Source organism: Pseudoalteromonas sp. XMcav2-N (assembly GCF_024124545.1).
Taxonomy (GTDB): Bacteria; Pseudomonadota; Gammaproteobacteria; order Enterobacterales; family Alteromonadaceae; genus Pseudoalteromonas.
On sequence record NZ_JAMXSF010000015.1, the window covers coordinates 1 to 26,756 of the forward strand.

Consider the following 26,756-nt stretch of genomic DNA (forward strand, 5'->3'; position numbering starts at 1 on the left):
ATGCATGGCAGTGTTGCCAAGCAGCCGGTCCATACGTTTAATGTTGTGTTTTGCTGCGACAGGGCCTTTCATATTTCGACCCAGCTCAGTAAGAGACAGTTGATTGCTATCGAGCAAAGTCTCAGTTTCCAGCATTAATGAATCAAGGCGCCGCGCATGAATTTGGGGGCAGTTTTTTCTGAGCATATCGTGTAGGATAGTGATATCACGCATGGTGTTGTTATCTATTTAGTTTTTGGCGAAATAAATTAGATAAAACAATGCCGTGCGTGTCCATCACATTGATTTTAAATATGAATATCTGGGGATTCCTCAGATGCGGGCGTTATGCAACTAAGGATTGAGCTTTGCTATTACCTCCAGATCTTAGAACACTTGGCTATGGTGAATTACCAGTCATTATTAAGCTAAATGAGCTTTCATACGTTCATGAAGATGAACATATCCAACCTGTTTACCCTTGGGCTGGTGTAAGAGATATTCTTGAATATGTCACATGTGTAGAGTTTGCTAAGTCGAGATTATTAGCACTTCCAACTGGTCGTGCATTAGGAGGTGTTAATGTTACTCCTGCTCGTCATGATTCAGCTTCATTAGTGTTCTTTGCACAAGCAACATTAGACAATTTAGCCGTATGGCTTAATGATGTATTTCAATTAAACCTTAAAGGTAATAATGTTTCTTTTTATAAAAACCAAATAAAATTAAAACTGGGAGAGAAGTATTGTGGTTTTACTCAAGTTTTAGACGATTATGAACATTTTATTCAAAATTTGAATTCCTATCGAATGGAATGGCTACATCGTGTAGCAGGTGGCGCCCAAATATACAGTGATAAAGCACCTTCTGAGCCTGATGCAAATATATCAATTCAAGTTCCTATAGACCCTGTTATTCCATCATTAGCTTCGGAACGTCAGAGGTACTTAAAACGAATTCAAAAAGTTCAACAAAAAAATGGAGGGAAATGGTTAATGCCAATTGACGAATTTGCCGTGCATATTCAAAGTAAGACTAAAGGCTTATTAATAGAGTTATTGGAATGCACTATCGCAGCAAAGGTTGCATAACAAGTTGCTTAAACGGACAAAAAACAGTTGGCTTTTGCTCGTTCCTCGCAATTTTAGCCAACAATTTTTAGCCGCTTAGCAAAGCGCTGGAGACTTTATAAGACACCCAGCCCTGCGCAGATAAGCTGCGGCTTGGCACTTTTGAGCTTGTCCGTACTGTTCAAATGGTCCAGGCTAAAAATCCGAGTGCAGAGATTATCGAAAGGCCAAGTGAATTATCACTCGGCGCCTCTTATCTGAAATACAAATTCGCTACCCTGACCAAGTTGGCTGTTTACCTTGATTTCTGACTTGAGCAGTTTTAATAGTCTGGCGGTTATGGCCAGGCCAAGGCCGGCATGGGTTTTTTTGCAGCCTTTACTGTTACTGGCCTGATAGCGCGCTTCAAAAATATAGGGTAGCTCTTTGGGACTGATCCCAACTCCAGTGTCCTGAACTGCAATATCGTAACCGCCATCCCTGGGATTTACGGCAATAGAGATAATGCCACCAGCCGGGGTGTGACGCAGTGCATTCTCTATTAAGTTACTCAGTACGCGTTCTAGTTTGGCGATGTCTGAGTACACTACATAGTCACATTCTGTGGGGGTGACGCGCAGGGTGATCTCAGCCTGCTGGGCTTTGAGGGCAAACTTGGCGAGCACATCGTATATGAGTTCACCCATATTAAAGACCTCAAAATGCACCTGAGTATGCCCGGATTCCAGATGGGCCAGCTCGAAGATCTGGTCGATGAGGTTTTTCAGTTGCGAACAGTTTTTCAGAGCTATCTCCATGTAACGCTGCATGTCGCCGGTTGCTGCAGATCCTCGCTCAACCAGTTCGAGATAGCCCTGTAAAGAGGCTAATGGCGTGCGCAAGTCATGTGACAGATGCGCCAGCAGCTGACGGCGTTGCTCATCTACCGCTGTTAGCTGGGACATCTGCTTATTGATGGTGTGCAGCATGGTGTTGATACCGTTGCCCAGCTGATGGATCTCGTTATCCTGTTGCTGCCACTCAAGCAGGGGGGCTTGTTTGATATCAAATTTATGCGCCTCAACGGTGCGAATATATTGATTCAAACGCTTCAAAGGTTTGGTCATAAAACGGAACAGCAACAGCAGGGTAATAAATAAAAGCAGCAAAAAGACACCCAGCCATACGGCTTGCTTTACCAGCTGATCAGAACTGTTGAGCTGCGCCACAATCGAGTCATAAATTGACGAGCCAATAATAACGTACAGATATCCCTGCAGCTTTTGTTCGTTATACACAGGTGCAACAGAAAAGATCTTTTGCCCTGTTAATGCGCGTGGATCATCGCCATACACCGGGAGTCTGGCGGGGGCATTGATCAGCTGTACCAGCGGACTTAAATTAATCGATTCGCGTTTTACCTCACCTGGTTTGGCAGAGTAGGTGAGCAGCTTGCCGCTGGGGTCAACAAAATAGAATTCAAATGCCGGGCCCAACACCATCAGGGTATGAAACAGGTTCTCCAGCGCCTTATAGTCGTAGACTCCTTGCTGGAGTAACGGGTTATCTTGTGCCAGATGCTCAGCTAGCCCAATATGCAGTTGTTGCTCTGCCTGCGCACGTGAAACCGATGACAGATTCTGGGTCCACCAGACAAACACCGACACGATAAGCATAAAAACGGCCGTGATTGTCAGTGCGAGGCGGTGATAAAGAGAGAGAGTCATTGCATTTCCTGCTGTAGCGGTTTGGCATTAAGTTTGTAGCCCACACCCCACACGGTTTCTATGATCGTATGATCGGTAATTTGCTCAAACTTGTTGCGAATGCGGTTAATATGGGAATTGACAGTGTGTTCATAGCCCAGATGATCATAGCCCCACACCGATTCCAAAAGCTGAGCCCGGGAAAACACCTGGTTGGGGTGGCGGGCAAAAAACAACACTAAATCAAACTCTGTGGCGGTAAGGTCTACAGGGGTTTGCTGCAAAGTCAGTTCATGAAAATGCGGGTCGATATGTAGCTGGCCAATCACCACCGGGCTGGGGGTTGTTGCCGTTTGTTGCTGTGGTTCGTACAACAGCTTAATGTGTCTGAGCTGAGCCTTAACTCTGGCCTGAAACTCCCTGTAGCTAAAGGGCTTGCAGATATAGTCGTCGGCCCCCATTTCAAGGCCAATAATGCGGTCCATTTCACTGCTTTTCGACGTCATCATGATCACACTGACTTTGGGATAGCGCGTTTTTATCTCCCGGCACAAAGTCAGGCCATCGACTTCGGGCAGCATGATGTCGAGTATGACGATGGCATAATGATGATTGCTCAGATGTGGCATAACCCGATCTCCACTGGCAAGATGTTCTACGTCGAGATCCAACTCGTTCAGGTGAACGCGCAATAGATCGGCAATATCGGCATCGTCTTCAACGATAAGCACTTTTTGCTGCATAGCAGGTCTCCGCACCGGTGGCTGACACCGGCTGTTCGCGCTCCGCAACCGCAACGGTCACGGAGCGGTTCGGAGACTACTTGGTTCTTGTAATGGTAACCGTCATCAGCGGGTTGTCGAATTTATGACTGCTCGTCAATACAGATGTTGTCAGCCCATCATCCATTCCAACCACACCAGGGTGCATAGCCACCTTGTTTAACGCTTCTCTGTCGGCACTAAATCCAGTGCCACCATCTGCCGGGCCGGGTATGGTGCCCTGAGCTTCTGTGTTGGCCTCTGTGCCTGCGTCGTAGGCATGTGTCGTGAACGTCATGGCTTGACCCACTGTCATTGCAGACACATCCAAAGCATTAAGACCGGTAAAGCCATCATTTGTATTCACCATCATGGAGATCAGAGATAACTTTTGTCCGTCAAGCGAGTCATGGGTCAGAGTCAGCTGGGTTTTTTTTCCAGGCGGTAAGGGGGCGGTTGCGCTCGCTTTACTTTGCACAACACCGAGTGCAAGCAGGTCGCTGTTATCGCCTCCCTCTGCCAGCACTTCCAGTGCATTGCTGGCCGGCTCGCCCACTTGCCAGAATTGTCCTTCCTGGTGCAGTGCAACTGCGATTGGAGACAAGGGCTGTGCGTAGGTCAGGTTTGTTGCCGTGATCATTAACTCGACGGTCGTCGGAGTTGGGTCAACCGGGTCAACCGGATCTACTGGGTCTACTGGGTCTACTGGGGCGGGGTCATCGACCATTTGCATATCTTCATCCGGCATCGTAGTCGGCATAGGGTCGTCATTGTCACTGCCACAGGCCGCTAATACTAAGCAGGCTGCGGGCAGGGTAAGTCTGAATAGTTTCATAGTGGACCCCTTACTTAACTGTTACAGTCACTTTAGCAACCGGGTTTAACCAGCGGTGAACCGTATTGTGCAAATCGCTTTTACCGCCTGTTGTGTCGTCGTCACCTAAATTGCCGCGATGAATATGAACAAGCGTGTTACTTTCAGTTTCCGTCACACCGCTGCCCTGAGTACCTGGAGCAGCGCCTGGAGATGCGGGGATCCCTGGGGTGTTGGGTGCGCCAGAGCCATCCACCACCAACTCATTGTTTGCCTCTGTTCCGGCATCATAGGCATTCAGGTAGATATGATATGTGCCAGGTGCGGTTGGAATGGGCCAGCTATTGAGACCAACGAAACCGTCGTTAGTAGGCAGCATCATGGCGACGATAGACAGGCGGTCGTTTCCGGCATCGGTTTCCAGACTGGTCATTGTTGAAGCAACCGGTCCGAGCAGACCTCCAGCCGGGTTTTCCATGGTGTTGGCATTGACACCCGTCAGTATCTCGCTCAGACCGGTTAGTGAGCCACCTTCGGCCATCGCCTGAAGTGCTTCAGACGCTTGCTCTCCAGTTTGGAATAACATGGCGTTGCTGGTATGGGCACTCACCAGTAAGGGAGTAAAGTAAATCCCTTGTGTAAGGTTAGTGATCTTAACGTCCAGAGAAGCTGCGCTGGCTGTGCCAGATGCCAGTAAAATACCTGTGATGAGGGGGGTGATGCGTGTTTTCATAATTTACTCTTGTTGTTTGGATTTGACCCTGACAAGCATGCAGGCAAATTATGGAAAATCGCTCCCGGAATTATCACAAAACCATCACAATGTTGTGACTTTTCTGTCTGGTCTGGTTTTTCGGCTGATTTTCGAGTGAAATTTGAGCCTTAGTCGGTGGATAAGTAAAAACGATAAATTAGTGGTATGTATAAGAAACTATGTCGGGCAGATGCACTCAAGCCTGCTGGGTGCATATTCTTACATTAAGTAGAATAAAATTTGTGGACAGAGGGGAGTGTTTGAATAAGTGCTGGGTAAAAAATGTTTAAAATCAAACTGCCTGATAAACCCGCCTGATAGGTGATTCGTTCAGCGGGCTTAAACTTCACTGGGTGATTAGCACAACCAAGAAGTTTGTGTGCCTGGGCAGCGATGATCTGACCAGCAGTAGTAAGTTTGCTCTACACCACCAGCAACTTGTGGTGTCATGTTTGCAGGTACGCCCGCTTTGTCGTTAGATAGGGCTTTCATTGGTTTCTTTTTTAGTTTTAGTAACATAGTTATCTCCTTTGTTTGTTACGGTAATCAAACTAACATAGGACAAGTGTGAAAACAAAGTAAAATATTTAATTAAATTATCTGTGATAGGCTGTGGTTGGTATTACCTGAAACAACTACAAGGAAACTGTGATGAAACTTAATCTAAATAAAAAGCAGCTCAAACGTTTAACCTTCTCCGGTAAAACACTGGAAGGTCAAACACCGAATGTCGCTGGTGGCGCGGGTTCTTACTACGCTTGCTGGACTGAGCAAAAGTACTATTGCATGACGTGGGACGCAGATTGCCTGACACAACGTCGTTGCCAGACCTGGGATGGATGTAACTAACAGGTTTATATAAGAAGGGGTGGTTACTCACCCCTTCTTTGCTGGTTTATACCGCCTGTGCGACTTCGGTCAGTGTCGGGTAATCCGTGTAACCCCTGGCACCACCGCCGTACAGGGTGCTGTCATCCATGTTATTTAAAGGCGCATTCAGCCTGGCTCTTTCTACGAGGTCCGGATTTGCGACAAATAAAGCGCCCAGACTCACCCCATCACACAGATCCTGTTGCAGTACTTTGTCAGCAATTGCTGGCGTGACAGGCCCGTCTTCCCAGTGGCTATGTGGGTTCAGTATCAATGCCCCTTTCCATAATCGACGTATTGCATCACTGGTTTCACGGCATGCAGCTTCCATAATGTGTAGATAAGCTAGCTCGGTGGGTAGTGCTTGAATCAGCACGTTGTATAACTGTTCGCTGTCCGTTTCGGCGATATCGTTGAAGGTATTGTGAGGCGAAATACGCAAGCCGACACGACCGGCTCCAATGGCGTCTGATACTGCCGCGACTATCTCCAGCGTAAAACGCGTTCGATTTTCAATGCTGCCACCATAGCAGTCTCGTCGCTGATTGGTACTGCTGGCCAGAAATTGATGGGGCAGGAACCCGTTGCCAGCGTGGATTTCAACCCCATCAAAGCCGCCCATAATGGCATATCTGGCCGCTTGTACGTAGTCTGAAATTGTGCTTTGGATTTCATCCATTGTGAGCGCCCGGGGTGGGGCAAAGTCTTTCATACCATCCGGCGTATACGTCTGACCCTGCGCTGTAATGGTACTGGGGGCAACAGACTGGTGTGCACTGGGATACAGGCTGGGGTGGCCTATGCGACCACAATGCATGAGCTGTGCAACAATTTTGCCGCCTTGTGCGTGTACCGAATCGGTTACTTGTTGCCAGCTTTTTGCCTGCGGCAGTGTGTGCAGTCCAGGCGAATTCATATAACCCTGGCCAACCTGGCTGGGTTGTATGCCTTCAGAGATGATCAACCCGGCACTCGCGCGCTGACCGTAATAGGTTGCCATCAGCGCCGTTGCATGGCCGTGTTCTGTGGCCCGGTTACGGCTCATTGGTGCCATTACAAATCGGTTAGACGTAGCGATGCTGCCGTACTGAACAGGTTCAAATAAAGTGTGCATAGTATTTTCCTTAAATTTTCCGAAAAGTATTAAGATGGTTTGGTACTTAGTTGACTGTGAACTTTGGCGTGTGAGCACCCAGCCTTCGAGTGTGTAAAAGTGTGTCGCTGAGAGATAACGATGGCCACTACAATGGCGCCGGCGCCGAGTAATTGGCTGGGTGTCAGGGTTTCATCAAGAATGAAATACCCTAGTAATGCCGCACTCAGCGGGCTGGCAAACGACACAAAAGACACGCTGACGACGGGCAATTTTTCAATGGCTTTGAACCATATCAGATAAGCCAGCAGCGCGCCGACCAGGCTCAAATACCCATATCCCAGCAAGTTATTAACGGTGAGTGCGGCAGGTAAGCCTTCCTGAATGAGTCCAAACGGCAGTAAAAAGAGTCCCCCAACAGTCAGTTGCCAGCCTGTGAATGCAGCAACAGACACCCCCTCTGGTTTCCCCCATTTTTTGGTTAGCACCAGGCCAGTAGCCATTGACGCTGCACCACCCAGCCCGGCCAGTAAGCCCTCTATAGGTAACACCATACTGGGCTCAAGAACCAAAATTGACAGGCCTGCCATGCCTGTCAGGCAAGCAATAAACTGATGGAGCGTAAGAGATTCTTTGAGAAACAGCACACCCAATATCATAACCAGGATAGGTTGACTCGACATCACCAGTGCTGCCACCCCTCCCGGGAGCAGGTAAGCCGCTACAAACAGGCAATAAAAAAATCCGCCAATGTTTAATATTCCAAGGGTGAGTGTGCGCAGCCACCAGCGCCCCTGAGGTAAGGCACGGGTAAATAACAGCAGTAGCAGGCCCGCGGGTAGTGCCCTGAATACCGCCGCCATTAAAGGTTTATCAGCAGGCAACATCTCTGTGGTAACGACGTAAGTACTCCCCCAAATTGCAGGGGCAACCATTGCCACGAGCAACCACCCTATGGTGTGTCCTTCACACCTGCGCTGCTGTGGTATCGCTGATCTGATCAATTCAATGAGTCTGTTCATCGCTTTCTCCGTTTGGGAAATTATCTTGTTGCAATCAATCTCCATATAAAGATATTTGTGATATTGCTTCTTGTCAAGTATCTTTATGTAAAGTTACTTGTGTAGTATAAGTTCAGTCCAGTAATTTTAGAACTATCAATTATTTAAGCTTTGAAAGGTTGCTGATTGTGCCAGCTAAGGATCACAGAGGGGCTGTGTGCGACTATATAAAGGTACGGATCATTGAGGAAACGGCGCTGTGGGGAATGGCAAAATGCTGAGCCCTGTCCAGCTCAGTGACAGGGCCGATGTATAGGCAGTGAAGGCTTAGTCGTGCAGGATAAGCTGTTCCAAATCTCGGTGTAATACATCATCATCACCCAGATTCAGCTCAATCAGTCGCTTCAAATGGGTCACACTGTCGAGATCAATCTGGCTGCAATGTACGCCAAGGTGGCCTTCTTCGATGTGACGGATCTGCACTTCCATTGCAATCTGTATGTCACTTTGTGGTAAGGCAAAGCGCAAGCTGGCTGGTTCGTCTTTGAGGGGCACATACCCCACCGGTAAAGTCAGCAGGGCGCCATTCAGTGACAGGTCGATCACTTCGCACTTATAGTCTCCACTGGCGGTCATGAGTACGGCCGGGTTAGAAAACAGTACGCGTGAAAATCGTCTACGTTCTTTCATTAGTCTTCTCTTAGCTTGTTTATCTATAGCTTAGCCAGTTTTTTGCTGAGTCTCCACTTCACGGGCTAATTTCTGGTTTAAATCAGACATAAAAAAGCCCTGAAAATCAGGGCTTTTTCTGGTTTTACTGGTGATTAACCAATTTTCTTGTACTTGATGCGCTTAGGCTCCGCGGCTTCTGCACCATAGGTCTTTTTCAGCCACTCTTCGTATTCGGTATAGTTACCGTCGAAGAAGTTCACCTGGCCTTCGTCGCGGTAATCCAGAATATGCGTCGCAATACGGTCAAGGAACCAACGGTCGTGCGAAATACACATAACGCAGCCCGGGAATTCCAAAATGGCGTTTTCCAGTGCACGCAGCGTTTCTACGTCGAGGTCATTGGTCGGCTCATCCAGCAGGATCACGTTACCACCGGCTTTGAGTAGCTTAGCCAGGTGTAGTCTGTTGCGCTCACCACCTGAGAGCTCTTTTACGAACTTCTGCTGGTCGTTGCCCTTAAAGTTAAAGCGGCCCACATAGGCACGGCTGGGTACTTCAAAGTTACCAATTTTCAGGATGTCCTGACCGTCTGATACTTCCTGGAATACGGTGTTATTGCCATCCATATCATCACGGAACTGCTCAACAGTGGCCAGTTCCACGGTTTCACCCAGTATAATTTCACCACTGTCTGGTTGGTGTTGTCCGCTTAACATTCTGAACAGAGTCGACTTACCGGCACCGTTGGCACCAATGATCCCAACGATTGCGCCTTTTGGCACCGAAAAACTTAAGTTGTCGATCAGCACGCGATCGCCAAAGCTCTTGGTCAGGTTGTTCACTTCAATGACCTGATCGCCCAGACGCGGTCCTGGTGGAATAAACAGCTCGTTGGTTTCGTTACGCTTCTGGTAATCCGACTGCTGTAGCTCGCTAAACTGTGCCATACGGGCTTTAGATTTAGCCTGACGACCTTTGGGGTTTGAGCGAACCCACTCAAGTTCTTTCTCAATCGACTTTTGGCGTGCTTTTTCAGACTTTTCTTCTTGCTTCAGACGGGCATCTTTTTGCTCCAGCCATGAAGAGTAGTTACCTTCCCACGGAATACCATGGCCACGGTCCAGCTCGAGGATCCAACCTGCAACGTTATCAAGGAAGTAACGGTCGTGGGTAATGGCAACCACGGTACCTTCGTAATCGTGTAAGAAGCGTTCTAACCAGGCAACCGACTCTGCATCCAGGTGGTTGGTCGGTTCATCCAGTAGCAGCATGTCTGGTTTTTCAAGTAACAGACGACAAATCGCAACCCGACGACGCTCACCCCCAGACAGATGCTCAATTTTGGCATCCCACTCAGGCAGACGCAGTGCATCGGCTGCACGCTCTAATGCGTTGTCCAGATTGTGGCCATCATGTGCCTGGATAATTGCTTCCAGCTCACCTTGTTCTTTGGCCAGTGCATCAAAGTCGGCGTCTTCCATTGCATACTCAGCGTATACCTCATCCAGACGGCTCAGTGCGCGTTTTACTTCACCCACTGCTTCTTCAATGGTTTCACGGACCGTTTTACTTTCATCCAGTACCGGCTCCTGTGGCAGGTAACCGATTTTTGTACCTGGCTGTGGACGTGCTTCCCCTTCAAACTCGGTATCTACCCCAGCCATAATGCGCAGCAGGGTCGATTTACCTGCACCGTTCAGACCAAGCACACCGATTTTGGCACCCGGAAAAAAGCACAGAGAAATATCTTTTAGGATTGTGCGTTTGGGTGGCACTACTTTGCTCACCCGCGACATTGTATAGATATATTGAGCCATGAATTTTGCTTCTCTTTGTTTAGATGTGGTTATTTTAGTGAATGCCGTGCACTGGGGCAATGTTTGTCTGGTGCACAAGCTATTTTGTGAAGAATGTCTTTTATAAATTTACAATTGTTAACCTTTTTTTCTTTCATCATTATCCGCAAGTGAGTCTCAGATAAGAATCTGAGCTAAATTTTAACTTTATAATTGTTAGGGCATTTTTGACCTGTTTTGGACCGATGAAAAAGGTATTATAACCCTAAGCTTGATAAAGCTACGACATGGAGTTGTAAACATGTGATGCGATTTTTGCATCAGCGCACTTTCCTTCAGTCTCTGTGCCAGCACACTTATAACAGCGGATGTTACATGGAGTGAGTGAACAGCCTACCTGATTCACTGACGCATCAGCTTAATTCAATGACCACAAATATGAACAGTGACCACGGTTGTCTGTGGCAGCTTACCTTGGCTGGCCATCACATACTGAGTGCTGCATATCGCAAGCTGCGTATAGGGCGCTGTTTAGTTGAATAAATGACTTCACAGTATAAGGAAAACGATGAAGCAATATATGTATGCAAAGCCGCGGTTAACGCAGCAAAAAAGAACCCCTTTGGGTGCAGATATCCTGAGATTTGCCCGTCGTCTGAGAGGTTACACTCAGGCTGAGTCTGCGGCACATTATGGCGTTGAAGAGCGCACACTGAGACGGTGGGAAAATAAAGAATACAGCCCCAGATGGAACGACGTTGTCGGTCTGGTCGAGGATGTTTACTCACTCGATATTTTAGAAGTAATAGGAAAGATCAATGATGATGACACAACCAACCATTAAGCAGTTACGCAGCGCTTTAAAACGCTGGGGTAGGTTCTGGCGAGCAAAAGAACTGGGTAAAGGGTTCAGCCGTCAGGCTGTGACAGAGCGGGTAGGTGACTCCAGTGCACGCTACGTGAGCAGCGATATGATGAGTGTTCCAGAAGAAATAGAGGCACTGACGCAGCAAATTGCGCAGTTGCGGCCTGAATGCATTCGAGCACTGCGCGGCAAGTATCTGGTCGAAGGAGATATCGCTCAGGTCGCAAAAACACTGGGTTTTGACTCAAAGCGATCATTAGAGTTTTGGCTGGTTAAAGCGGAACGCAGTTTACTGCAGACTTTGTGTCAGCCATAAGGAGGCGCACTATGACAATTATGAATACAGTTGAGCAGATAAAAAAGCATGAGGGGTTTCGTCGTTTCCCTTACTACTGTACGGCTGGCAAACTTACGATCGGGTATGGCAGAAATCTGGAACAAAATGGCATAGCCGAAGAAGAAGCCGAGCAGCTGTTGGCACAAGACGCAGCCAATGCACAGGCTGGAGTGCGGCGGCGAGTGGATACCTCTTACTGTAATGAAGCCCGTCAGGCGGTATTGACGAATATGGCCTTTAACCTAGGTGTACAAGGATTGCTGGGCTTTAGTAACATGCTGGATGCAGTACAAAAAGGTGACTTTGAACGGGCAGCACTGGAAATGCTGGATAGCCGCTGGGCCAGACAAGTCCCGGAACGAGCGCAGGAGCTGGCACAGCAAATGCTGAGCGGACAGTGGCAGTCTTAAATTAGTGGCAACTATGAATGAGGAGGTGGCCAAACCATGCAAGCCGATCAATGGCAAATGAAAAAGGAGCTGAATCTGGCTCATATCCTGACCACCATAGCATTACTGGTATCGGGTATTTTATATCTCAATGATCTGGACAAACGGATCACCACAAACTCGCAGGAGCTGGCGCATTTGAAGCAGATCCGCAAAGAAGATCAGAAACGCATTGAAAAGCGTCTTGATTCGATAGACAAGAAACTTGACGCCCTGTTAAGTGCAAAGCGCAACAACAACTAATTAGTGACCCCAGCGGTGACAACCCTGTTATCACCTGTTCTACCAGCCTGAATCTTACTTGCTAAACCGAAGGTCGAACTGACCAAGTTCTCAAATCAACAACGCATCTGCCTGGGTATGTTTGTACAGGAAGGGATGGTTGTGCCAGAGGAAAAATCTATGAACACTGCGATTGACCTGTCACGCCTGGCACCGCCAGAAGTGATAGAAACGCTAAATTATGAGGAGATCCGTGCACAGCTGATGACAGCTTTGACGGATCAGATACCCGAGCAGACTTTACTGGCCTCAGATCCTGCGGTGAAAGTGCTGGAAGTGGCCGCTTATCGTGAGCTGTTGCTCAGACAAAGAGTAAATGACGCGGCCCACGCTGTGATGCTGGCTTTTGCCGCCGGCAGTAATCTGGATCATTTGGGCGCCTTGTTTGGGGTGAGCCGTGCTGAAGGGGAAAGTGATGAAAGGTATCGTGCCCGAGTACCATTGTCGCTGGAAAGTCACAGCATGGCAGGTACAGCCGGTGCCTATCAGTTTCAGGCTATGTCGGCCGACGCCAGAGTGCGCGATGTATATGTACAGTCCAATACACCGGGCGTGGTAGATATTACGGTGCTAACAGAATCCGGGAGTGATACTGCATCAGTGCAAGCGGCGGTGTCTGCGCATCTAAATCACGAGGATATTCGTCCGCTAACCGATCAGGTGCAGGTTTCGGTAGTCAGGCCCACAAACACGCTCGTTGAGGCACATCTTTACCTTAATCCAGGTGTCAGTGAAGCTCAGGTCAGGTTCGCAATAGATATGGCACTGGATGCCTTTAATCAGGAGCACACCCGCCTGGGTAAAGAGGTCCCCCATTCAGCCATTATCGATATGTTGCATCAGGGTGGCGTACGCAAAATTAAATTGTTGTCTCCGGCTGATGATATTACGCCCAGCGTGACTGAGGCGGTAAGCCTGTCGCTACAGCTGAGTTTTTTCTAGGAGTGTGTTTGTGAGTGAAACACCAAAGTTGCTGCCGCCCGGGTCGAGCGCGCTGGAGCGAGGCTTACTGAACTCGACGTCTGATGGACGAGGCATCATTCCAGAGCACATAGCCACTTTATGGGATCCACAAAACTGTCCGGAGTCACTGTTGCCCTGGCTGGCGTGGTCATTGTCGGTTGATGAGTGGGACGAAAACTGGTCGGTGGAAACCAAACGGGCGTTGATCGCGCGCTCAGTACCAATCCATAAACACAAGGGCACAGTCGGTGCGGTGAAGCGGGCGCTGTCCTCTCTTGGCCTGGAGCTTGAGTTTTTCGAATGGTTTGAACAGACGGACGATGTCTATCTGGCGCCATACCTGAGCAAAGAGCCACATACCTTTGTTTTTGTTGCCTGGGCCAATGCGCTGCCTTACACCAGCCGGGCTATCAGACTCGATCAGGCTCTGTATGACGCCATTTATCGGGTGACTAATCAGACCAAGCCGCAAAAGGCCCACTTTGATTTCCTGGTTGGGATAAAAATGGCAAGTCATAAGGCGGTGGGCGGAATTATCCATCCGGTTACACACAAGCGTGTGTACGGGGCGGTCGAGCCGTGTATTGGCGACAAAGCCAAACAGCGAGATAGCCAGGTTGGGCTGTCGGTGGCTAGCAACTTATCACGCGCGCGCTATCAGGTGCTCAGACACCGCAGCGCAGTGGATAAACTGCGCCACCGGATCTGGCAATGTGGTTTACGTCAGGCATTGTGCATGACTCGTAAGCCTGTGCAGGTTGTTCGTTTCAGAGGGCTGACAGATCAGCGTATTCCCGATGAGTTTATTAACAGTCGCAGTTGCGCCTCTGCGGTGATGCACATCAGTCGCCGCCGGGTGAGTGCTGTGCGTTGCTACGGCACGCTTAGCGTTTCTGCGTAAAGGAGTTTTTTAACAATGAGCATTTTACTACAACCCGTGATCACCTCGGCCGGGTTATCGGCGCTGTTCAGGGCGCAACAAGGTGGCTTTAAAGCCAAAATCAGCAAAGTAGGTCTGGGCAGTGGCAGCTATCAGCCGCATGAAGGGATCACCCGTTTACAGGATGAAAAGTACAGACTGGATCTGGCCAGTGCCAAAACCCTGGCTGATGGCAAGCAGTTACATCTGACGGTGCGTGACGCTGAGCCGATCGCAGGAGAGGGCTTTTTCGTTAATGAAATCGGTTTTTACACCGAAGAGGAAGTCAATGGCGAAATTCAGCATGTGTTGTTCGCCGTGTATTCCTCACCGACCGAGTCTATTGCTTATAAATCCAATGATGTTGAATTGCTGCTGGCATTTGATCTGGCCCTTACGGGCGTACCTTCGGACTCAATCACGGTGATCGACCAGGGAGTTGAGTTCAATATTTTAGTCGCCCCTGAGCTTGCCAAAATGGGCAAGGCACAAATTGGCAATATGCATCGTCACCTGAAACTGAAATTTGCATTGATGGATCAGGGCGTGCTTTAGGCGCCTGAGCAGAATAAACAAGGAGGCATCACGATGACGCAATACAACACGGCTCCTGAGCGGGCACAACAACTGGCTGAAGAGGCCATTAAATTACTCAAACAAGCCAAAGCACTGCAACACCAGGCGCAGGTGGATGCCGCCCGTATGCAGGCTTATCAGCAACACAGCGATGGCCAGGCCTTTCAGTTTCTGGCTGCCTGCGCTGAATACGGCGAACACAGCCCGCAGGCTGGCAAAGCCCGTGAACGCTGGCTGGGCGCACGCAACACCATTAAAGCACAGTTTCCAAGAACCTAATTTTACTTAACTTTTTAATTCCAATTTTAAACGGAGAGATGTATGGCATTAGAACACGATATTGCCAGCCTGGTTGAAGCCTCAGAAGCGCTGACCAGCACGGTAGATAACAAAATTCAGAGTATTGATAGCGCCGTTAGCAGCAAAATGACGGAAGTGAATAACTTTGTTGCACAACAAAAGGCCCGAGTGGATAGTTCTTTAGATGATTTAACGGTCATTGGTGACGGGGGAAAAGGAACTCTATCGTTTGGTGTTGCAAACTTTTTTTCAAGTGGAACAGGTCCAACGACTATACATTTGCGCCTGCCCCTGAACGTAAAAACTACGGATGAGATGTTTCACCTTAAGGTACGAGGGTATGCATATCACGAAGCACAGGTAGTCGACGCAACTTTTGTTGGGTACGCTCATAAAAACTATGGGGCTCTGATTAAAGAGCAAGCTATCGGAACTCACTTGCCAACGCTTTACGTGGGCAGTGATGACCATGTTTATTGTCGTTTATCTTTCACGCAAAAACACTTCTTGACTTTCAGTGTAGATGCAATGCTGGTCGGCAACGGTCGACTGTTTAGAGCTGGTGATATTAACGTCATTGAATCTGATGACGAGCAATTATAAGGAGTACATAATGGTAGATAATAGTTTAGTTGAGAGGCCTTTGCTTACCGAAGGGGATGGACTGGCACAGGCAAAAAATACATTACGTAATAAAATCCATTTTTATGTCGGTGACAATGGCACATTGGTTGGCACTGCCACCGATATTTCCCACATTTTACTCAATGAACTCAGTGGCTTTGTTAACAAACTGTCAGAAGCAGACAGCCTGGCTGACGTGAAAGCGTCAGTGACTTCACTGAAAGCCACCATTGGCGATATTGAAGGGAAAGTGGCAACGGGTGAGCTGACCTTCCCGTATCAAAGCAAAGGACTGGACACAGTTAAACAGGAGATCATTGACCGTGCCAATGGTGTAAACAACCTGCTGTAACCTTGCCTTCCCACCGCATTTTTGCGCTGCCCTTTGCCTTTATTTCCACATTTGTAATATCAGGAGCTGCTATGTCTCTGACCAATTTTAGTGCCATAGATATGGCACGTTTACCTGCGCCAAAACTGATAGAGGCGCTGAGCTTTGATGAGATAAAAACCGCCATCGTGGCGGACTTTTCACAGCGTTATGACGGCGGGGGGCTGGATTATGCCAGTGACCCCGCCATAAAGCTCATAGAGGCATTTGCTTACCGGGAAATGCTCTTAAGGCAGCGCATTAATGAGGCGGCCGAAGCGGTGTTACTGGCCAAAGCCAGCAGCGCTGAGCTGGATTACCTGGGCGCGCGCTTTGGTGTCAGCCGTGCGATGCTCTCGGCAGGCGATACCTCTGCGACCTCGCCTGCACCACCTCAATATGAAAGTGATGAGCGCTATCGTGAGCGAATTCGTCTGGCGCTGGAAGGATTCAGCACTGCGGGACCGGCCGGCGCCTATGTGTTTCATGCCCTGAAAGCATCGTCAAACGTACGAGATGTGTATGTATCCGCGCCTGAGTTTGAGCGCTCAGCGGTGGCTGACGCCACTGCAACAAGCGCATTTGTACTGAACTGTACATCAAATGCGGGATTGAGCGAACCTATGCCGGGTGATGTGGCAGTGACCATTCTCAGTGATGAGGGAACCGGTCTCGCGTCGTCGGCTTTACTGGATACAGTCCAGACCTATCTCAACCAAGATGAGATCCGCCCGCTGACCGACCGGGTGCGGGTGAAATCCGCAACTATCAAGCCGTTTAGCATAGACGCGCGCTTGTATCTTTATCCGGGGATGGATGGCGATGCTATCAAGCAGCAGGTATTAGACATCACCTCAGAGTGGCTCTCTGAACACCGTAAGCTCGGCCATGACATTTCGCTGTCAGCCTTGTATGCGGTGCTGCACCGCGAAGGTGTTCAACGGGTAGAGTTACTGGAACCACAGTGGGACATCACGGTTGGGCAGGATGAGGCAGCGTATTGCTCCGCGATTGAAGTCGACATCGGAGGTGAGCATGTCTGAATCACTGTTGCCCTGTCAGGCGAGCCAGTTTGAGCAGGCATTGGATGAGGCCGGAAGTCGTATTTCTATGGTGCCTGTGCCCATTTCGCAAATTTGGGATCCGTGGCGTTGTCCTGCGCATTTTTTGCCCTGGCTGGCCGATGGGCTCAGCGTGGATAGCTGGGACAGCCTCTGGCCCGAGCATATTCAGCGTCAGGTGATTGCCGACAGTGTGCCGAATCACAGGATCAAAGGCACCGTTGGAGCAATTAAGCAGTCTCTGAACAGCCTGAATGCCAGTGTCGAGTTGCAAGAGTGGTGGCAAACCGGAGGCGTACCGCACAGTGCTGAGTTACTGGCACTGGCCAATGATAACCTCGACTCGCAAGGCAACACCTTACTAACGCCTAAGCTTCAGGCCCAGCTATGGCAAACCGTGGCGGCCACTAAACCATGTCGTAGTCAGATCCAGTTTAGTGTTGGTGTGATGCAACATAAGACGCTTGGTCTGGCTTCAGGCGCAAACTCACTGAGCGCTCAGACGGGGCAGTGGTCTGAACAATACGATTTTTCTTTTTCACCTTCATCAACATACCTGTCAGGGGCTGCACAGTCTTTGTCTGTGTCGACAAGCCGCTTAGATCAGTCTGCCCAGATGCAACTGAATAGCGCTGTGTGGGTGGCCAATGGGATGGCCACGACACAGCTGCAACAGGTCATGATGACAACTGTTTAGGCAACCTATGAGTATCTATACACCCATTATTACCCAGGCGGGGATCAACGCCGCCGTGAATGCACAAACCCATGGCATTCAACTAGAGATCGGGCGCATCGGCGTCGGTGACAAAGGCTATGTGCCCAATCGCACCCAGACGCGCCTGCAAAATGAACGCAACAATGTGCCGGTCACCGATGGTCGCGTGGTCGGCGATGGCCAGTTTCATTTGTCTGGCGTATTTACCGATGATACGCAATACGCGGTTCGTGAAGTAGGTTTTTATCTGAACGATCACTCTGATGATGCGCAGAAAACCCTGTTTGCCATCTGGTCGCATCCGGAGCATGTACTGTTCTATCAGACTCCGGTTGCCCGCGTTGTACAAGGCTTTGACCTGACATTAACGGCGGTGCCCTTTGAGCATCTGACCGTCAATACCAGCGGGGATCTGAACCTGTTTCATACCCCCGAATTTGTGGCCATGGCAGAAGCGCAAACAAATATAGCGATTGCCCAGCTGCAGTCAAACCACAGACAAATTCAATTTAACGACCGTTTACTCGAACTAGGAGTGTAACTATGAGTAATTCACAAACTATGTCGCTGGATCAGCGTATCGCAGCGTTGCAGCAAACCAATGGAGAGCTGGTGGCGTCAAACAACACGCTGACCCAAACCGTTACTGGAAAAATGGGCGCGATTAACGCCACAGTCGCCAGTGCAGAGGCACGTATGGACCAGGCCATCGCTAACCTGGCTGCCAGTCATTCGGACATGCGTATCAATTATTATGATCGGCTTGTTCACTCAAAGAGCTCGCTGGAAATACAAGCCGAGGAAGGTCAGGAGCATATCTCCAAATGGAAGAAAGTGCCTGTTACCACTGGTTGTTACCAATATCCCAGTGTCGGCTCTCTGACAAGAGCACACTTTACCAATTCCTACATGAAAGAACCGGGCTATTATGAAAAACCCGTTCAATATGATCAGGACTGGAGCGTTACACAGATGCAGTTTGTGCTAGCGAATGAAAAAGCAACCAGTGAGCAAATAAATCAAATGCTTGACGAACAAGGAAGTGTTTTACTTAAAACTGGCTATTGGGATGCTACGCCGAGAATGCTTACTATTCCTTGTATCTCTATTTCAGGTTTGCACCCTTACTTAGTGTTGTTTGTAAGATTTATAAACAGCAATAGTACGCAAATATCTGATCCCCGGCCTTTGCAAAACATAACCCAATTTGGTTATGCCACGTTTGCTGTAGACCGCGTTGTTAACTATCCGCATATCAAAGTATAGGAGTATTGAAATGGAACAATTTCCAACCCCAGAAGCAGAGTTGGTAATGCAGGCAAGCCTGGATAAGCAGGTCAAGCGAGGTCAAATCACCCTGCAAGTAGGCGACAATGAGTCACTGTTAGGCACTACCTCAGATACGGCGCACCTGTTACTGGTGGAGTTTTCCAAGCTAGTATCTTCGATTGCCAGTGCAAACTCTCTGGATGATATTAAAGCCTCGGCGCAAGACTGCACTGACCTTATTGGTACAATCAGTGAACAGGTTGATTCTGGTGTTCTGTATTTCCCGTATCAGCAAAAAGGGACTGAGGTGGTTTTATCTGACATTCAAAGCCGTGCTAAAGGTGTGTCTGAGATTTTGGCACCCTAATCATTGCCGCTTTGAACTACTTCAAAAGCAGCCTCTGGCGCTGCCAGTACACTCTCCTTGAGGCCTTCCATGACCGACCTTTTCGATTTTACGGCGCTCCCTGCGCCCGATATTTTAGAATCTATTGAATTTGAAGACATTTATCAGGCGCGGGTGGCGCGGTTTAAAGCCCTTGCGCCGCAGTATGCCGACGCATTGGCCCTGCAGAGCGATCCGTTATCGGTATGCTTGCAGGTCGAAAGTTACCGCGAACTGTTATTACGACAGCGTATAAATGAAGCTGTGCAGTCCAACTTGCTGGCAACAGCGCAGGATGCTGATCTGGACCAACTTGGGCTGTTTTACGGTGTCTTACGGGCTGCCAGTGAAGCAGACAGCGGGTTCCGTCAACGGATCCGGCAAAAGACTCTGGCATCCAGTACGGCGGGCAGTAAAGATCATTATCGCAACGCAGCATTGACCGCTGCGCCCAGTGCGATCCGTGATGTGGAAGTAGACAGTCCCGAGTCCGGTAAGGTACGCGTGGCGGTGTTATTTCATGCGGACCAGGATCCGACAGCGGCATTACAGCAAGTACGCAGCTATGTACTCAGTGATGAAGTTAAAGTACTGACCGATACAGTGGATGTCGAACTGGCAGAGGCCATTGAGGTGGATGTCCATGCTGATATCTATCTCAACTCAAATACGCCTCTACGAGTGTTTGAGCAGCTGGAAGCTAAGCTACGTGCCGCGTGGCAGACAGAGCTGGCGCTGGGTACGGTAATGACACCCAGCTGGCTCAGTGCTCAGTTACATGTTGCAGGCGTCAAGCATGTTGAAATCCATACCCCTGCTTCTTTGGTCGAAGTGGCGGCAAATCAATATGTTCAGCTTAAGCAGGTAAGCTTATGTCTGAAAACTTAACCCCGAATACCCCCTTAGTGCCACCTAATCACACCACATTGCAATGGGCGCTGGATCAGCACGGACAACTCACCCAGACACTGGAAGCTGGTATTTCATTGCTGAGAGGCTTTAAGTCTCACCCCAACCCCAATTTGTTGCCCTGGCTGGTATGGGAATATGGCCTGGATCCGCTGGAGCCTTATCTGGACAATCTGGATGAGGTGCTGTTGCAGGGCCTGAGCTGGCAGCGGATCCGCGGCACGCGGGCCAGCCTGGCTATGGCAGTGGGCTGGCTTGGTGTGCCTTTATTGCAGATTGAAGAGTCTGGATCACTGCGGCATTTTTATCGTTATCAGTTACACCTCGATAGTGTCCCTGGTGAGTGGCAACTTAATCGGCTGGCACAGCTGAGTGAGCTCAGTGCGCCGGCTCGAAGCCAGCTGGTGAGGGTTACCTATCAGCTCGATATTCGTGAACTGGCACTTTCGTCAGGTCAGTTTGGCGATTTGCTCAGCGACCAGTCCGGCTTTCGCTACACCTTGCAAGATGGCAAACAAGTGAGGCTGTCCCGTCAGCGTTCCCACTGCGATGGAACTGATATATCCGCACACAGCGGGAATGGCGTAATTCGCAAGCGAGGGCAATTGTGGGGTCAAGTCCATAGCAGTCGCCTGGGTTCATTGGTACTCAGTGAGCCACCAGCCAGTCAGCCTCTCGCTGGCATTTCACATCAACGTAACGTTGCCAGTCACATCCATACCCAACCCGGACTCTGGCAGGGGAGCTGGTCAACGGTGAGCTGGTCACACAGTCAGACACCTCAGCTTGTCCAGTGTCATTACTCACTTACTTAACCTCTAAACAAGGAGTTACATTGTCTATTTTCACCTTTAACGGGCGGACCCTGCTTGCACGCAGTGTGGCCCAAACCCCACTTTATCTGGCATGGGGCCGTGGTGATGGCAACTGGCAAACGCCACCATCCGAGCCAATCAGTGCTGCGCATCTGGCCGACCCACTGGGATATCGCAAAGTCAAAGTGCAAGGGTTTTGCGAACCGGATGAGCAGGGCGACATCGAAGTGCAGGGCGCGCGTTATCGCCATAGCGCAGAGCCAACACGCCATGTTTACTGTCAGTTTGTTTTTGATTTTGAAGATGCTCAGGGCGAGACCATTCGTGAGCTGGGGATCTTTTCTGGCACCACGTTCACAGCCGATGTGGCAACAGGGCAGGTCTATGTTTCGCCGGAGCAAGTCGCATCACCGGGAACCTTGTTGTTGCTGGACCATCGTGCCCCTTTGGTGAGAGAGCCAGGGGTGCGGGAAAGTTTTGAATTTGTGATGAGTTTTTAGGAGAGCCCATGCTACAGGATTATTATCACAATTATGATAAAGCCAATGGTTATGAGCGGCTGTTGTTTCGCTCCGGACGAGGGTTGCAAAGCCGGGAACTGAATGACCTGCAGTCTCAGGTTCAGCATCAGGTTAAAGACATTGCCGATGTTTTGCTAAAAGACGGCGATCTGGTGTCTGGCGGCGATGTGGTGATCGATACACAATCGGGTGAGACGCAACTAAGCGCTGCTCAGGTTTATCTGGATGGTCATATCAGAAACCTGCCAGCAGCCACACTTAGCATTGCGTTGCAAGGCGGTGTGGATATTGGTGTCTGGCTGACCCGCAGTGTGGTGACGGAAGTGGAAGATCCATCGCTCAGAGATCCCGCTGTTAATGCGCTCAACTACGACGAACCTGGTGCAGCCCGGTTACAGCAGCATTGCCAGTGGGGTTTGCGAGACGACGCCCTGGCCGAAGAAAACGCGTTTTATCCGGTACACCGCATTGAAGATGGGGTGCTGATCATTAAGCAACCTCCGCCTCAGCTGGATGCCGTGACCCAGGCGCTGGCCCGCTATGACCGTGAAGCCAATGGTGGCAGTTATGTCGTTGAAGGCATGGCGCTGAGTTATCGTGACCGCGAAGCCGATCAGCAGGTATTCAGCCTGCAAGAAGGGAAGGCGCATATTCAGGGCTATGAAGTGGCCTTTGATACCGCACGTAGCGCAGCGTTTGACTGGGACCCGGATATTGGTACTGTCAGGGAAGAGCCTAAAGCCTTTATCAGTGTTCCGACATCGGGTGACGACACACGCAGTATGCGGGTTGACCTGGATTTCTTCCCGGTGAAAGCCTTAGAAGAAGTGAATGTCAGCATCGAAAAAAGCGCCACACTGACGCGTGCTCAGCTGGCTGGTGGTGAAGATTTGTTGCCAGATGAATCGGTGCTGGAGATCCTCAGTGTCACTCAGGGTGAGACCACCTTTGTGGCCGGGGTCGATTTTCTATTTTTGCGCAATCACATCAGCTGGCAGCTCAGTGGAGCAGAGCCAGCACCGGGCAGTCAGTTTGAGGTGCGTTACCGCTTTCGTACCCAGGTTGCAGTGGAACCCGATGAGTTTGGTTTTACCCTGCAAAAGCAACAGCCACAGGGAGAGCTGGTTGAGAATGCACTGATCACTGTGGACTATCAATGGTATCGACCGCGTATTGACTTAGTGGTACTGGACCGCTTTGGCCAGCTTAAACGTATTAAAGGCCAACCGGCCCACCAACTGCCCGTAGCACCAAAGGTACCAGCCAACCATTTACCTTTGGCGCAGGTGAGTCAGAGCTGGTTTACCGAGCAGGCGCCGGAAATTGAAAATCTGGCTGTCAGAGCGGTATCTATGTCTGAGCTGGAACAAATGCAGTCTCAGATCAGTGATTTGTATCAGTTGCTGGCGATTGAGCGGCTGCGTAATGACGCCAATAGTGAAGAGTCTTCCAGCAAGTTTGGAGTGTTTGTCGACCCCTTTATTGACGATGATATGCGCGATGCAGGTATTGAACAAACGGCGGCCATTGTCGATGGTGAGCTTATTCTGCCCTTAAGTGCTGATATCGTTGAACTGCCTTTGCCGACAGGCAATGTGCTGACCTTACCCTATGAGCTCGAAGACGTGCTGGCGCAAACCAAGCAAACCGGCAGCATGAAGGTCAATCCATATCAGGCGGTGGAACCTATTCCAGCCATCGTGCGTTTGTCACCCAGTGTCGATCACTGGACTCAGACAAGCCGCAGCTGGACTAGCCCAATTACCCGGCGCTTTGATATTGGCCGAGGCCTGCGCAGGTTAACCCGCACACGCACCAGCACTCAGGTATTGAGCCGAACCACGCGTCAGGCTCAGTTTATGCGTTCACGTTGGGTGAACTTTACCATCTCCGGATTTGGCCCACAGGAAACCCTGGACAGGGTGACCTTTGACGGGATCAGTGTTCAGGCTCAGGAGGCATAATGATCAAGGCAGATAATAATGGTCAGGTACGTGGCCGATTTTTGATCCCCGGTAATGTACCGGTGGGCAGTAAAGATGTGCGCTTTAGTGGCGCCATGGGATCGGTGGGGCAGGCCCGTTATACCGGTAATGCGACCATCCGCAGCGAAACGGTCAGACGTATCAACTCAATCGTGACGGTTCGCTACGATCCGCTGGCACAAACTTTTACTTTGCCAGAGCGTCGCTTTATTGCGGCTGTGGAGTTGTGGTTTAAAAAGACCGGCAAGGAAGCGGTGCGAGTGCAGATCCGCGAGACCGAGCTGGGGATCCCTAACCAGACCGTACTGGCGGAGGCGACTTTGCAGCAAAGCGACATCAAACTCGGTGGCGAGTCGACCTTGTTCGAGTTTACGCCGGTGTCGCTTAATGCTGGCGAAGAGTACGCGATAGTAGTGCTCACGGACGGTGACGAGCATGAAGTGGCGATTGCTGAACTGGGTAAGTTTGACAGCCAAAGTGGTTGGGTAACCAGTCAGCCCTATCAGGTAGGAGTATTGTTGTCTTCAAGTAATGCGTCAACCTGGACACCGCATCAGAACCGCGATTTGGCGTTTCGCCTTAAAGCAGCGCGCTTTTCGCAAACCGAGAGCCAGGTTGCACTGGGCGAGGTGGCACTGGATAGCCACACAGACTTGCTGGCGCTGGCCGTTGCTGAGCGCCCTGGCAGTGATACTCAGCTGCAACTTGAGTTCTCTGGTGAAAGTACAGGCACATTCAGCTTACAGGAGTTGCAGTCTGTACGACTTGCAAACAAAGCTACGGAAGCACTCAGTGTCAGCGCCAGACTGACCGGTACGGCGACTCAGTCTCCGGTGTTGTTTGAAAACGTTCAGGCTGCGCTGGGCAAAGTCGCAGAGCAGGCTGATTACGTAACCCGGGCTATTCCCTGTGAACTGGATGGCAGCCTGAAAGTGAGTTTTGAAGCCCAGCTGCCCGGCGTGGCCAAAGTCACTGTCTTGATTGAGCAGGGCGACGCCTGGCTTGAGGTGCCACTGAAATCGACACAGGCTGCGGATGAAGGTTGGCAGCTGTGTCACTATCAGCTGGATAACCTGACCGAGCGCAGTGCCCGGGTCAAATTATTGCTGTCTGGTAGCCATACCGAGCGCCCCAGAGTACGCGCTTTGCGGGCATTTTCTATCTAAGGAGGCGGTATGAATAACCCACTAACCCCGCATTTTTCACTGCCTCTGCCGCACCCGGACAACCTGCTACAGCAGGATGTCTCGCGGCTGGCTGATGCCCTGACGGCAGTAGACACGCAGTTATATCAGCAACAACAGATTCAACAGCAACAATATCAGGCGGTGCAGGAAAAGCTGCGCCGCAGTCGCCTGAACCAGCTGCTGGGTGAGCCCCTGCTTGCGCTCTAGTGCAGGCCCCTTCATTTACTTTCTACATTATTCAACGAGGAATTTATGGCAAGTATACAAACTGCCGTGCAGGTCATGGTCGACAAACTGGTCGCCGACATGCAAGGCGAACAACCGCTCAGCGCCGAAGAGCAGGCGCTGGTCAGTAATGCAATCACTAAACTGACCGACAACGAAAAACTGGAGCAGGCTGTTGTGGCCGTGGCTGAATCGCATATAGACAATGCCACCACGGCGCTGCAACAGGCGGCTCAGGTCGGCCAAACCAGCCTGCAACAAGCAGCACAGACACTCAATGACAATGGCACCGCGCTTGAAGGTAAAGCGGCAAAACTGGATCAGCTGGATACCATGGCACCAAGCCTGGCGCGGGTTGAGACATTGCAGGGACGGGCTTTTACTAATCAGATACGACCTTTGTTCGGGATTAATTCGATTGAAACAAATAGCACTTCAGCTAGCTTGGCGCGTTCGACTTCTGTATTTGCGGTTTATGATCACAGTGGTGAAACGTTTTTAGTCAGGCCAAGTTACGCGTACAACAACAACTCCCAGCAAAGCAGGCTCGAATATTTAAAGCTATTCGCTGATGGCAGCGGTAAAAGCACTACGCATAGCAGCTATGTCTATACAAACGCGTTTGCACAAAACCCGACAAGCACGACTTACATGTATGGTGCCAGTGCCTATTTACCTCTGGGCAGTAAAGACAATTCTGCGGACATAGAATACGACATTGTATACAGCACACAGGACTCACAAGCTACTGGGGTAGCAAACTATGGTGGGATTTACGTGCGCTCTCAAGGCTTTACGTCAATGAGTAAGCCAAAACAAAATCTGAATGCAACAGATCAATATGGCGTCGAGACAATAACCAACCATAGCTATGCTGATGTAGCAGCACTGTACGATAACCAGAAACATTGTTTGGTGATGGTAGACGAAAATACGTCTTTACTGATTGAGAAATACCGGGACGGAAACGTAATCACCACAACGGCCATTGCGAACGAGGCCGAGTTACAAGCGTACGTCGATGCGGGCGACTTTACGACCGTAAAATTCATTCATCATTTTCTCAGACACCCTAAAGGTGTAAGGCGCATGCAGGGCTCTGAAGCTGAAATGAGTGAAGTAAACATAAGCTATTTTGGTTTTTTCGGTATTTTTAATAATACAGTAAAAATGGGTGGGAGTACGTACAGTGCCCATTACCGATTTACCGCTGATCTGAAACTAGAACCTGTAAATTATTTCTATGCAAGCAGCACAGAGGCGTCGACAACGTCTAACACCACTAATGGTAGTGGTGAAGTTACCGTAGCAATTGAAAGTATGGCAGGTGAACTACTGGGCATGTATTTTTATAGTTCGAAACCAGAGAACGGGGGTTATGGTCCGGGCCTCATGTCAACGGCGATTGGATGTATGAACCCTTATAGTCAGGTTGGCATATTGAATGAGCACTTTGTACACAATTACTACGGCCTCGGCCGTACCTGTCGCGCATTTTAAG

The 26,756-nt window shown here is 49.8% G+C and carries 33 protein-coding genes and 1 pseudogene; 24 read left to right on the forward strand and 10 right to left on the reverse strand.

What is annotated here, in order from left to right:
- A pseudogene (locus NH568_RS17555) lies at positions 1 to 213 on the reverse strand (IS4 family transposase); the annotation flags it as partial.
- Positions 214 to 347: 134 nt separating this feature from the next.
- Here NH568_RS17555 and NH568_RS17560 point away from each other — a divergent pair.
- A complete protein-coding gene (locus NH568_RS17560; RefSeq protein WP_253049332.1) occupies positions 348 to 1,070 on the forward strand; it encodes a hypothetical protein in 723 nt (240 codons plus the stop codon).
- A gap of 218 nt (positions 1,071 to 1,288) precedes the next feature.
- On the opposite strand, the gene NH568_RS17565 is transcribed toward NH568_RS17560, so the two are convergent.
- The 5 genes from NH568_RS17565 to NH568_RS17585 form a co-directional block, all read right to left on the reverse strand.
- Complete coding sequence (locus NH568_RS17565; protein WP_253049334.1) at positions 1,289 to 2,755, reverse strand: HAMP domain-containing sensor histidine kinase; 1,467 nt, start codon at positions 2,753 to 2,755, stop codon at positions 1,289 to 1,291.
- Positions 2,752 to 3,477, reverse strand: coding sequence for a response regulator transcription factor (locus tag NH568_RS17570; RefSeq protein ID WP_253049336.1), 726 nt, complete (start codon positions 3,475 to 3,477; stop codon positions 2,752 to 2,754). Before NH568_RS17570 ends, NH568_RS17565 begins: the two co-directional genes overlap by 4 nt.
- A gap of 76 nt (positions 3,478 to 3,553) precedes the next feature.
- Positions 3,554 to 4,330 (reverse strand): spondin domain-containing protein, encoded by a 777-nt coding sequence (locus NH568_RS17575; RefSeq protein WP_253049341.1) that lies wholly within the window; start codon positions 4,328 to 4,330, stop codon positions 3,554 to 3,556.
- A gap of 10 nt (positions 4,331 to 4,340) precedes the next feature.
- Positions 4,341 to 5,042, reverse strand: coding sequence for a spondin domain-containing protein (locus NH568_RS17580; protein ID WP_253049343.1), 702 nt, complete (start codon positions 5,040 to 5,042; stop codon positions 4,341 to 4,343).
- Between the two features lie 378 nt (positions 5,043 to 5,420).
- Positions 5,421 to 5,582, reverse strand: coding sequence for a hypothetical protein (locus NH568_RS17585; protein ID WP_171045273.1), 162 nt, complete (start codon positions 5,580 to 5,582; stop codon positions 5,421 to 5,423).
- A gap of 132 nt (positions 5,583 to 5,714) precedes the next feature.
- Between NH568_RS17585 and NH568_RS17590 the strand changes: the two genes are divergently transcribed.
- Positions 5,715 to 5,912 (forward strand): hypothetical protein, encoded by a 198-nt coding sequence (locus NH568_RS17590; protein WP_138550324.1) that lies wholly within the window; start codon positions 5,715 to 5,717, stop codon positions 5,910 to 5,912.
- A 46-nt stretch (positions 5,913 to 5,958) separates the two neighbouring features.
- Here the strand turns inward: NH568_RS17590 and NH568_RS17595 are convergent, their stop codons facing one another.
- The 4 genes from NH568_RS17595 to ettA all read right to left on the reverse strand — a co-directional run bounded on the left by NH568_RS17595 (position 5,959) and on the right by ettA (position 10,516).
- A complete protein-coding gene (locus NH568_RS17595; RefSeq protein WP_253049345.1) occupies positions 5,959 to 7,047 on the reverse strand; it encodes an alkene reductase in 1,089 nt (362 codons plus the stop codon).
- A 29-nt stretch (positions 7,048 to 7,076) separates the two neighbouring features.
- Complete coding sequence (locus NH568_RS17600) at positions 7,077 to 8,048, reverse strand: EamA family transporter (protein WP_253049347.1); 972 nt, start codon at positions 8,046 to 8,048, stop codon at positions 7,077 to 7,079.
- Positions 8,049 to 8,354: 306 nt separating this feature from the next.
- The gene (locus NH568_RS17605; protein WP_138550322.1) at positions 8,355 to 8,717 is read right to left on the reverse strand and encodes a PilZ domain-containing protein; all 363 of its coding nucleotides are present in this window, start codon (positions 8,715 to 8,717) and stop codon (positions 8,355 to 8,357) included.
- Positions 8,718 to 8,851: 134 nt separating this feature from the next.
- The gene (gene ettA, locus NH568_RS17610; RefSeq protein WP_253049349.1) at positions 8,852 to 10,516 is read right to left on the reverse strand and encodes an energy-dependent translational throttle protein EttA; all 1,665 of its coding nucleotides are present in this window, start codon (positions 10,514 to 10,516) and stop codon (positions 8,852 to 8,854) included.
- 547 nt (positions 10,517 to 11,063) lie between these two features.
- Here ettA and NH568_RS17615 point away from each other — a divergent pair.
- The 22 genes from NH568_RS17615 (at position 11,064) to NH568_RS17720 (ending at position 26,755) form a co-directional block, all read left to right on the forward strand.
- A complete protein-coding gene (locus tag NH568_RS17615; RefSeq protein WP_054015395.1) occupies positions 11,064 to 11,339 on the forward strand; it encodes a helix-turn-helix transcriptional regulator in 276 nt (91 codons plus the stop codon).
- Positions 11,314 to 11,676 (forward strand): hypothetical protein, encoded by a 363-nt coding sequence (locus NH568_RS17620; RefSeq protein WP_253049351.1) that lies wholly within the window; start codon positions 11,314 to 11,316, stop codon positions 11,674 to 11,676. The genes NH568_RS17615 and NH568_RS17620 overlap by 26 nt, the downstream gene beginning before the upstream one ends.
- Positions 11,677 to 11,687: 11 nt before the next feature.
- Positions 11,688 to 12,107: a glycoside hydrolase family protein gene (locus NH568_RS17625; RefSeq protein ID WP_253049353.1), complete on the forward strand. Its 420-nt coding sequence runs from the start codon at positions 11,688 to 11,690 to the stop codon at positions 12,105 to 12,107.
- 36 nt (positions 12,108 to 12,143) lie between these two features.
- Positions 12,144 to 12,389, forward strand: coding sequence for a hypothetical protein (locus tag NH568_RS17630; protein WP_054015392.1), 246 nt, complete (start codon positions 12,144 to 12,146; stop codon positions 12,387 to 12,389).
- Between the two features lie 159 nt (positions 12,390 to 12,548).
- Positions 12,549 to 13,370, forward strand: a complete 822-nt coding sequence (locus tag NH568_RS17635; protein WP_253049355.1) for a baseplate J/gp47 family protein — start codon at positions 12,549 to 12,551, stop codon at positions 13,368 to 13,370.
- Between the two features lie 10 nt (positions 13,371 to 13,380).
- A complete protein-coding gene (locus tag NH568_RS17640) occupies positions 13,381 to 14,292 on the forward strand; it encodes a phage tail protein I (RefSeq protein ID WP_253049357.1) in 912 nt (303 codons plus the stop codon).
- A gap of 15 nt (positions 14,293 to 14,307) precedes the next feature.
- On the forward strand, positions 14,308 to 14,865 hold the full coding sequence (locus NH568_RS17645) for a phage tail protein (RefSeq protein ID WP_253049359.1): 558 nt from the start codon (positions 14,308 to 14,310) through the stop codon (positions 14,863 to 14,865).
- 33 nt (positions 14,866 to 14,898) lie between these two features.
- Positions 14,899 to 15,165, forward strand: a complete 267-nt coding sequence (locus tag NH568_RS17650; protein ID WP_253049361.1) for a hypothetical protein — start codon at positions 14,899 to 14,901, stop codon at positions 15,163 to 15,165.
- 42 nt (positions 15,166 to 15,207) lie between these two features.
- Entirely contained in the window at positions 15,208 to 15,789 is a 582-nt protein-coding gene (locus NH568_RS17655) for a hypothetical protein (RefSeq protein ID WP_253049363.1), read from the forward strand.
- Positions 15,790 to 15,799: 10 nt separating this feature from the next.
- A complete protein-coding gene (locus NH568_RS17660) occupies positions 15,800 to 16,162 on the forward strand; it encodes a hypothetical protein (RefSeq protein ID WP_253049365.1) in 363 nt (120 codons plus the stop codon).
- A 71-nt stretch (positions 16,163 to 16,233) separates the two neighbouring features.
- Entirely contained in the window at positions 16,234 to 17,223 is a 990-nt protein-coding gene (locus tag NH568_RS17665; protein ID WP_253049367.1) for a baseplate J/gp47 family protein, read from the forward strand.
- Complete coding sequence (locus NH568_RS17670; RefSeq protein WP_253049369.1) at positions 17,216 to 17,938, forward strand: phage tail protein I; 723 nt, start codon at positions 17,216 to 17,218, stop codon at positions 17,936 to 17,938. Before NH568_RS17665 ends, NH568_RS17670 begins: the two co-directional genes overlap by 8 nt.
- Before the next feature lie 7 nt (positions 17,939 to 17,945).
- Complete coding sequence (locus tag NH568_RS17675; RefSeq protein WP_253049371.1) at positions 17,946 to 18,500, forward strand: phage tail protein; 555 nt, start codon at positions 17,946 to 17,948, stop codon at positions 18,498 to 18,500.
- A 2-nt stretch (positions 18,501 to 18,502) separates the two neighbouring features.
- A complete protein-coding gene (locus NH568_RS17680) occupies positions 18,503 to 19,225 on the forward strand; it encodes a hypothetical protein (RefSeq protein ID WP_253049372.1) in 723 nt (240 codons plus the stop codon).
- A 10-nt stretch (positions 19,226 to 19,235) separates the two neighbouring features.
- A complete protein-coding gene (locus NH568_RS17685; RefSeq protein WP_253049374.1) occupies positions 19,236 to 19,595 on the forward strand; it encodes a hypothetical protein in 360 nt (119 codons plus the stop codon).
- 69 nt (positions 19,596 to 19,664) lie between these two features.
- A complete protein-coding gene (locus NH568_RS17690) occupies positions 19,665 to 20,501 on the forward strand; it encodes a baseplate J/gp47 family protein (protein ID WP_253049376.1) in 837 nt (278 codons plus the stop codon).
- The gene (locus tag NH568_RS17695) at positions 20,486 to 21,337 is read left to right on the forward strand and encodes a phage tail protein (RefSeq protein ID WP_253049378.1); all 852 of its coding nucleotides are present in this window, start codon (positions 20,486 to 20,488) and stop codon (positions 21,335 to 21,337) included. The genes NH568_RS17690 and NH568_RS17695 overlap by 16 nt, the downstream gene beginning before the upstream one ends.
- Before the next feature lie 20 nt (positions 21,338 to 21,357).
- Positions 21,358 to 21,837 carry a hypothetical protein gene (locus NH568_RS17700; protein WP_253049380.1) on the forward strand — a complete coding sequence of 160 codons (480 nt, stop codon included), beginning with the start codon at positions 21,358 to 21,360 and terminating at the stop codon, positions 21,835 to 21,837.
- An 8-nt stretch (positions 21,838 to 21,845) separates the two neighbouring features.
- Complete coding sequence (locus NH568_RS17705) at positions 21,846 to 23,822, forward strand: DUF4815 domain-containing protein (RefSeq protein WP_253049382.1); 1,977 nt, start codon at positions 21,846 to 21,848, stop codon at positions 23,820 to 23,822.
- Positions 23,822 to 25,009 carry a hypothetical protein gene (locus tag NH568_RS17710; RefSeq protein WP_253049384.1) on the forward strand — a complete coding sequence of 396 codons (1,188 nt, stop codon included), beginning with the start codon at positions 23,822 to 23,824 and terminating at the stop codon, positions 25,007 to 25,009. The genes NH568_RS17705 and NH568_RS17710 overlap by 1 nt, the downstream gene beginning before the upstream one ends.
- A gap of 9 nt (positions 25,010 to 25,018) precedes the next feature.
- Positions 25,019 to 25,237: a hypothetical protein gene (locus NH568_RS17715; protein WP_253049386.1), complete on the forward strand. Its 219-nt coding sequence runs from the start codon at positions 25,019 to 25,021 to the stop codon at positions 25,235 to 25,237.
- Between the two features lie 45 nt (positions 25,238 to 25,282).
- A complete protein-coding gene (locus tag NH568_RS17720) occupies positions 25,283 to 26,755 on the forward strand; it encodes a hypothetical protein (RefSeq protein ID WP_253049388.1) in 1,473 nt (490 codons plus the stop codon).
- The last annotated feature ends 1 nt before the right edge of the window (position 26,756 follow it).

What these genes read in the sequence shown, in the direction of transcription:
- NH568_RS17595 (WP_253049345.1), bottom strand. Translation starts at nt 7,047, where the DNA reads ATGCACACTTTATTTGAACCTGTTCAGTACGGCAGCATCGCTACGTCT.
- NH568_RS17650 (WP_253049361.1), top strand. Translation starts at nt 14,899, where the DNA reads ATGACGCAATACAACACGGCTCCTGAGCGGGCACAACAACTGGCTGAA.
- NH568_RS17580 (WP_253049343.1), bottom strand. Translation starts at nt 5,042, where the DNA reads ATGAAAACACGCATCACCCCCCTCATCACAGGTATTTTACTGGCATCT.
- NH568_RS17615 (WP_054015395.1), top strand. Translation starts at nt 11,064, where the DNA reads ATGAAGCAATATATGTATGCAAAGCCGCGGTTAACGCAGCAAAAAAGA.
- NH568_RS17710 (WP_253049384.1), top strand. Translation starts at nt 23,822, where the DNA reads ATGATCAAGGCAGATAATAATGGTCAGGTACGTGGCCGATTTTTGATC.
- NH568_RS17720 (WP_253049388.1), top strand. Translation starts at nt 25,283, where the DNA reads ATGGCAAGTATACAAACTGCCGTGCAGGTCATGGTCGACAAACTGGTC.
- NH568_RS17635 (WP_253049355.1), top strand. Translation starts at nt 12,549, where the DNA reads ATGAACACTGCGATTGACCTGTCACGCCTGGCACCGCCAGAAGTGATA.
- NH568_RS17630 (WP_054015392.1), top strand. Translation starts at nt 12,144, where the DNA reads ATGCAAGCCGATCAATGGCAAATGAAAAAGGAGCTGAATCTGGCTCAT.
- NH568_RS17660 (WP_253049365.1), top strand. Translation starts at nt 15,800, where the DNA reads ATGGTAGATAATAGTTTAGTTGAGAGGCCTTTGCTTACCGAAGGGGAT.
- NH568_RS17705 (WP_253049382.1), top strand. Translation starts at nt 21,846, where the DNA reads ATGCTACAGGATTATTATCACAATTATGATAAAGCCAATGGTTATGAG.
- NH568_RS17680 (WP_253049372.1), top strand. Translation starts at nt 18,503, where the DNA reads ATGAGTAATTCACAAACTATGTCGCTGGATCAGCGTATCGCAGCGTTG.
- NH568_RS17590 (WP_138550324.1), top strand. Translation starts at nt 5,715, where the DNA reads ATGAAACTTAATCTAAATAAAAAGCAGCTCAAACGTTTAACCTTCTCC.
- NH568_RS17605 (WP_138550322.1), bottom strand. Translation starts at nt 8,717, where the DNA reads ATGAAAGAACGTAGACGATTTTCACGCGTACTGTTTTCTAACCCGGCC.
- NH568_RS17655 (WP_253049363.1), top strand. Translation starts at nt 15,208, where the DNA reads ATGGCATTAGAACACGATATTGCCAGCCTGGTTGAAGCCTCAGAAGCG.
- NH568_RS17570 (WP_253049336.1), bottom strand. Translation starts at nt 3,477, where the DNA reads ATGCAGCAAAAAGTGCTTATCGTTGAAGACGATGCCGATATTGCCGAT.
- NH568_RS17685 (WP_253049374.1), top strand. Translation starts at nt 19,236, where the DNA reads ATGGAACAATTTCCAACCCCAGAAGCAGAGTTGGTAATGCAGGCAAGC.
- NH568_RS17565 (WP_253049334.1), bottom strand. Translation starts at nt 2,755, where the DNA reads ATGACTCTCTCTCTTTATCACCGCCTCGCACTGACAATCACGGCCGTT.
- NH568_RS17670 (WP_253049369.1), top strand. Translation starts at nt 17,216, where the DNA reads ATGTCTGAATCACTGTTGCCCTGTCAGGCGAGCCAGTTTGAGCAGGCA.
- NH568_RS17620 (WP_253049351.1), top strand. Translation starts at nt 11,314, where the DNA reads ATGATGATGACACAACCAACCATTAAGCAGTTACGCAGCGCTTTAAAA.
- NH568_RS17665 (WP_253049367.1), top strand. Translation starts at nt 16,234, where the DNA reads ATGTCTCTGACCAATTTTAGTGCCATAGATATGGCACGTTTACCTGCG.
- NH568_RS17625 (WP_253049353.1), top strand. Translation starts at nt 11,688, where the DNA reads ATGACAATTATGAATACAGTTGAGCAGATAAAAAAGCATGAGGGGTTT.
- ettA (WP_253049349.1), bottom strand. Translation starts at nt 10,516, where the DNA reads ATGGCTCAATATATCTATACAATGTCGCGGGTGAGCAAAGTAGTGCCA.
- NH568_RS17675 (WP_253049371.1), top strand. Translation starts at nt 17,946, where the DNA reads ATGAGTATCTATACACCCATTATTACCCAGGCGGGGATCAACGCCGCC.
- NH568_RS17690 (WP_253049376.1), top strand. Translation starts at nt 19,665, where the DNA reads ATGACCGACCTTTTCGATTTTACGGCGCTCCCTGCGCCCGATATTTTA.
- NH568_RS17695 (WP_253049378.1), top strand. Translation starts at nt 20,486, where the DNA reads ATGTCTGAAAACTTAACCCCGAATACCCCCTTAGTGCCACCTAATCAC.
- NH568_RS17645 (WP_253049359.1), top strand. Translation starts at nt 14,308, where the DNA reads ATGAGCATTTTACTACAACCCGTGATCACCTCGGCCGGGTTATCGGCG.
- NH568_RS17575 (WP_253049341.1), bottom strand. Translation starts at nt 4,330, where the DNA reads ATGAAACTATTCAGACTTACCCTGCCCGCAGCCTGCTTAGTATTAGCG.
- NH568_RS17585 (WP_171045273.1), bottom strand. Translation starts at nt 5,582, where the DNA reads ATGTTACTAAAACTAAAAAAGAAACCAATGAAAGCCCTATCTAACGAC.
- NH568_RS17600 (WP_253049347.1), bottom strand. Translation starts at nt 8,048, where the DNA reads ATGAACAGACTCATTGAATTGATCAGATCAGCGATACCACAGCAGCGC.
- NH568_RS17715 (WP_253049386.1), top strand. Translation starts at nt 25,019, where the DNA reads ATGAATAACCCACTAACCCCGCATTTTTCACTGCCTCTGCCGCACCCG.